General features: G+C 70.1%; 4 protein-coding genes. 1 reads left to right on the forward strand and 3 read right to left on the reverse strand.

Features of this window, described 5'->3' with window-relative positions:
- The first annotated feature begins 313 nt into the window (after positions 1-313).
- A complete protein-coding gene (gene ppk2 / locus ACIKT0_RS13630) occupies positions 314-1,306 on the forward strand; it encodes a polyphosphate kinase 2 (RefSeq protein ID WP_407105869.1) in 993 nt (330 codons plus the stop codon).
- On the opposite strand, the gene ACIKT0_RS13635 is transcribed toward ppk2, so the two are convergent.
- From ACIKT0_RS13635 to ACIKT0_RS13645, 3 genes are all read right to left on the reverse strand, one after another.
- Positions 1,303-2,184, reverse strand: a complete 882-nt coding sequence (locus ACIKT0_RS13635) for an NAD(P)-dependent oxidoreductase (RefSeq protein WP_407105870.1) — start codon at positions 2,182-2,184, stop codon at positions 1,303-1,305. The genes ppk2 and ACIKT0_RS13635 overlap by 4 nt on opposite strands.
- 104 nt (positions 2,185-2,288) lie before the next feature.
- Complete coding sequence (locus ACIKT0_RS13640) at positions 2,289-3,761, reverse strand: M48 family metalloprotease (RefSeq protein WP_407105871.1); 1,473 nt, start codon at positions 3,759-3,761, stop codon at positions 2,289-2,291.
- Positions 3,758-4,288 carry a hypothetical protein gene (locus ACIKT0_RS13645; RefSeq protein WP_407105872.1) on the reverse strand — a complete coding sequence of 177 codons (531 nt, stop codon included), beginning with the start codon at positions 4,286-4,288 and terminating at the stop codon, positions 3,758-3,760. The genes ACIKT0_RS13640 and ACIKT0_RS13645 overlap by 4 nt, the downstream gene beginning before the upstream one ends.
- Positions 4,289-4,410 lie beyond the last annotated feature (122 nt).

Raw genomic sequence — 4,410 nt, forward strand, 5'->3', positions numbered from 1 at the left:
GCACGGTGCCCACTGCCGGCACGCGGTCCTTGTGCTTCTCGACGAACGGGATCTCGCGGTCGTTCCAGGTCTTGAGCAGCTTCGGGTCCGGCAGGCAGCCGATCAGGCCGGGATGACCAGCCCGGCGGCGCCGAGCGTCCAGCGCGCGTCCATCAGCCGCTCGAGGGGCGGCTCAGACACGACCACCGACGTTCGCGCGCGCTCCGTAGAGTCAGTCATCCTGTGGCGAAACCTATCGGGTCGGGTGGTCGGGGAGATTCGACACTCGACAGCACCTGCATGACAGTGCCGCGACAACGGCGGCAGGATGATCATGGCCGAGAAACACGAATCCGCGAAGTCCCGCCGCAAGGAGGCGGCGCCCGGCAAGACCGAACGGGACGCGGCGACGTCCGATCCGACGATCGAGCTCGCTCCGCCCGGGACGGAAGAAGCGCCGCTGGTGACGATCGGCGGCGTCGAGGTCGACCTGGATGACGACCGGCTGCCGATCGCGATCGAGGAAGCCGCCTTCCGAAGCGGCGGCTACCCTTACGGGCACAAGCTGGACGACAAGCTCTACGAACGAACCTTGCACCAGCTCCAGATCGAGCTGCTGAAGCTTCAGGCGTGGGCCCGCAGCACGGGCGAGCGCGTCGTGATCGTCTTCGAAGGCCGCGACGCCGCAGGCAAGGGCGGCGTGATCGCCCGCTTCACGCAGCACCTCAACCCGCGAAACGTGCGCATCGTCGCCCTCGACAAGCCGTCCTCGACGGAGGCCGGGCAGTGGTACTTCCAGCGCTATCTCGGCCATATGCCGACGGCGGGCGAGATGGTTCTGTTCGACCGCTCCTGGTACAACCGCGCCGGGGTCGAGGTCGTGATGGGCTTCGCGACGCCGGCGCAGACCGCGCATTTCCTGAACGAGGCGCCGCAGATCGAGCGCCTGCTCGTCGAAGACGGCGTCCGGCTGTTCAAGTTCTGGCTGACCGTCGGCCGCGAGATGCAGGTCAAGCGCCTGCATGCCCGGCGCCACGACCCGCTCAAGCGATGGAAACTGTCGCCGATCGATTACGCGGGCCTCAACCTGTGGGAGGCCTACACCACGGCGGCCGACCGCATGCTTCGCGCTACCCACACCGAGCTCGCCCCCTGGACCGTGGTGAAGGCCAACGACAAGGCGCGCATGAGACTGGCGTGCCTCCGCGCCGTGCTGCTCGCCGTGCCGTATGAAGGACGCGACCTCGCCGCCATAGGCGGGAATGACGAGCGCATCATCATGAGCGCCCCGGCCTTCCTGGCCGAGGGCGGGGAGCCGGAGGGCTAATCCAGCGGCCTTCCCGCGCGTCGGAACGCCCCGGCGGCGAGCGCCGACCAGTCCTTGTCCTGGTCGCCCTGCGCGATCGCCTCGATGAACGCGTCGCGAAGCACGGACGCGATCGGCAGCGGCGTCTGGCTCGCCTCGCCGGCGGCGAGCGCGAGGCGCACGTCCTTCAGGCCAAGCGGCAGCTTGAAGCCCGCGGGTGAAAACTTCCGCTCGGCGATCAGGCCGCTATAGGTCTTGTAGGCGGGGGCCGCGAACAGCGTGCCGGTCATGATCTCGTACAGACGCTCGGGTTCGACGCCGTAGCCGTCGACCAGGGCCCCCGCCTCGCCCAGCGTCTCGATCATGCTCGCGAGAGCGAAGTTGCAGGCGAGCTTCACCACGTTGGCGTTGCTGGCGCGGTCGCCGAGCGGCCAGACCTGCTTGGCGAACAACTCGAGCAGCGGCGTCGCCCTGGCGACGCCCGACGGCTCGCCGGCGCAGAGCACGTTGAGCTGGCCGGCCGCCGCGACGTCCGGGCGTCCGAGCACGGGCGCCGCCACATAGCTCAGACCGCGCTCCTGATGGAGCGCCTCCATGCGGTCGGCGAAGGCCAACGAGACGGTGGAGAGATTGACATGGGTCGCCCCCGCTGCGGCCTTCTGCAAGGCGCCGGAGCCGACCACCACCTCCTCGATCACGTCATCCTGGCTGAGCATCGAGAACACGACTTCCGTCTGGAACGCCTCCGCCGGATCGCACGCTTTCAGCGCGCCGGCGTCGACCAGCGCATCCACCGCGGCCGAGGACCGGTTCCAGACCACGACCTCGCGGCCGCTCTTCAGAAGATTGCGGGCGACGCCTTCGCCCATGTTCCCGAGCCCGATGACCCCGACGCGCATGACCGCCTCCTGTCTGTCGCGCCTCAACGTCCGGCGCGCACAGGAGTTCGGCCAAGCGCATGCCGCGCGGGCGCCTCAGCCCTGCGCGGGGGACTTGCCGGCGTTCACTCGTCGATGACCTTCACCCGGGTCCCGGGCCGGATCGGCTCGCCTGGCGCGAGGCCGTTCAACACGGCGAAGCGCTCGGGCGCGCGGTCCTGGAACGCCATGCGGCTCGCGAGCGTCGCTTCCGTGTCGCCGGGGCGCGCGCGGACCACGTCCAGCCGCAGAGGACGCGCGGTGTCGCTCTCGGCCTGCGACAGCCGACGGAAGCTCTGGATGGACTGCCGGAAGCCGTTGTCGACCTCGGGCGTCAGGTCGCGCGCGGCGAAGATCAGACGGTACACGTCGGGGCCGTAGTGGATCGCCGCGAAACGGAACGTCCAGTCGCGGCCGCGCGCGATCAGCGTGACGGCCTCCATCCCATTGATCTGGAGTTTCTCGACCGGCCCGGGCGCCGCGCCGTCGACCCAGTTCTCGGCGATGTAGCCTTCCAGCGTCTGCCCAGGCGCGAGCCTGGCGGCGTCCATGCGCAAGGCGCGTCCGTCCGGCGCGACCCCGAGCAGCGCTTCGGAGCCGTTCTCGAAGGTGAACCCTGCCGGGGCGTAGAAGCTGAAGCCGAGACGCGGGTGAAGGAACTGCCGCCCGCGGGCGAAGCCCTGGCTCGGATCGTCGCCGTAGACCATGCCGTCGATCGCGGTCAGATACGCGTCGCGGTCACGCTCGCCGACGCCCGGCGCGCCGATTTGCCGGGCCGCCGCGACCGCGAGTTGCACGCGCTCCGGGGTGGACGGATGGGTGGAGAGGAAGTCGAGCCCGGGCTGTGACGGCTTCTGGCCAAGCGCCGCGCTGCGCAGGTCCGCCTGACGGCCCATGGACAGCAGGAAGCGCGAGGCGCCGTAGGGATCGAACCCGGCGCGGGCGATGTTCTGAACGCCGATCCGGTCCGCCTCGAGCTCCTGCGCGCGCGAGAAGCTCGCCAGCGAGAGCTTTCCGCGCGCCAGCGCGACGGCTGCGCCTTCCTGGTCCTGAAGGATGTCCGAGACCACGCGGCTGACCAGCACGGCCTTCCGCTCCTCATCCGCGCGCTGCATCGCGTGGCGGGCCGAGACATGCGCCATCTCATGCGCAAGCACCGCCGCAAGCTCGGAGGAATCGTTCGCGACCGCCAGCAGACCGCGCGTGACGTAGAGGCTGCCGTTCGGCAACGCGAAGGCGTTGATGAGCGGCGAGTTCAGCATCACGACCTTGTACCGCAGCTCGGGACGGTCAGAGGCGGCCGTGAGCCGGTCGGCGATCCTGTTCAGGTAGGAACTCAGATCCGGCTTTTCGTAGACGCCGCCATAGGCGGCCGCGATCCGCGCCTGCTCCTGGCTGACCGCCGTCGGTGGCGAGGGGGCGACCTTGGGCGCCTCCGGCGGCACCAGCGGCTCACGGGCGGCCTCCTCCGGCTTGACCGCGGCGCAGCCGGCGACGACCGCCGCCGCGAGCGCGACCGCGAAAAGGCTGCGGATCTTCCGGATCGCGTGGAGCCTCATCGACCCGGCGCCCCGTCAAGGCGCTCGATCTGCTCCCGGTTGAGCACTTCGATGATTGGCCCCCGTCGCGCTTCCACCACGCCGCGCGCCCGAAGACGGGCGCCGGTCCGCAGATCGAGCGCCTGGACCCCGCCGAGCCTGCGCAGCGTCGCCTCCGAGACGGTAAGCGACAGCGCGTTCCGCCACCGCTTTCCGAAATTAACATAGAGCCGCCCCGCGGCGGTTCTGACGCTCGCGACCCGGCCCTCGGCCACGACGAACCGCCCTTCGGCCGTGATCAGGGCTTCGCCGTCGGCCGCGTCCTGGACCTCGTAATATGGTTCCGCCCACAAACCAAGGCGCGCGTCGCGGGCGCGGTCCTCCGCAGCGCGCAGCGTGGCTGCGCAGTCACTGTTGTCGGCGGTCCACCGCAGAAGCCCGCGCGCGACCAGATCGGCCGCCACACCCGAGTGGTCAGCCGCGCCAGGCTCGGACAGGAAGCCGCGCAGGCGCCCGTAGCGATCCGGGGAGCGTCCCGAGAGCCGCAGCTCGACAGTGCGTCCGGAGAGGGCCGCGGCGAGACCCTGTCACTACCACAAGCAGTTCCTCGCCACGCACGACCAGAACTGGTTCGAGTTCGGCGAGCGCGGCTGCCCCGTGGTCGACACCG

The organism is Hansschlegelia beijingensis, assembly GCF_045505405.1.
Taxonomy (GTDB): domain Bacteria; phylum Pseudomonadota; class Alphaproteobacteria; order Rhizobiales; family Methylopilaceae; genus Methylopila; species Methylopila beijingensis_A.

Excerpts from the sequence above, each read along its gene's own strand:
- ppk2 (WP_407105869.1), top strand. The coding sequence starts at position 314 with ATGGCCGAGAAACACGAATCCGCGAAGTCCCGCCGCAAGGAGGCGGCG.
- ACIKT0_RS13635 (WP_407105870.1), bottom strand. The coding sequence starts at position 2,184 with ATGCGCGTCGGGGTCATCGGGCTCGGGAACATGGGCGAAGGCGTCGCC.
- ACIKT0_RS13640 (WP_407105871.1), bottom strand. The coding sequence starts at position 3,761 with ATGAGGCTCCACGCGATCCGGAAGATCCGCAGCCTTTTCGCGGTCGCG.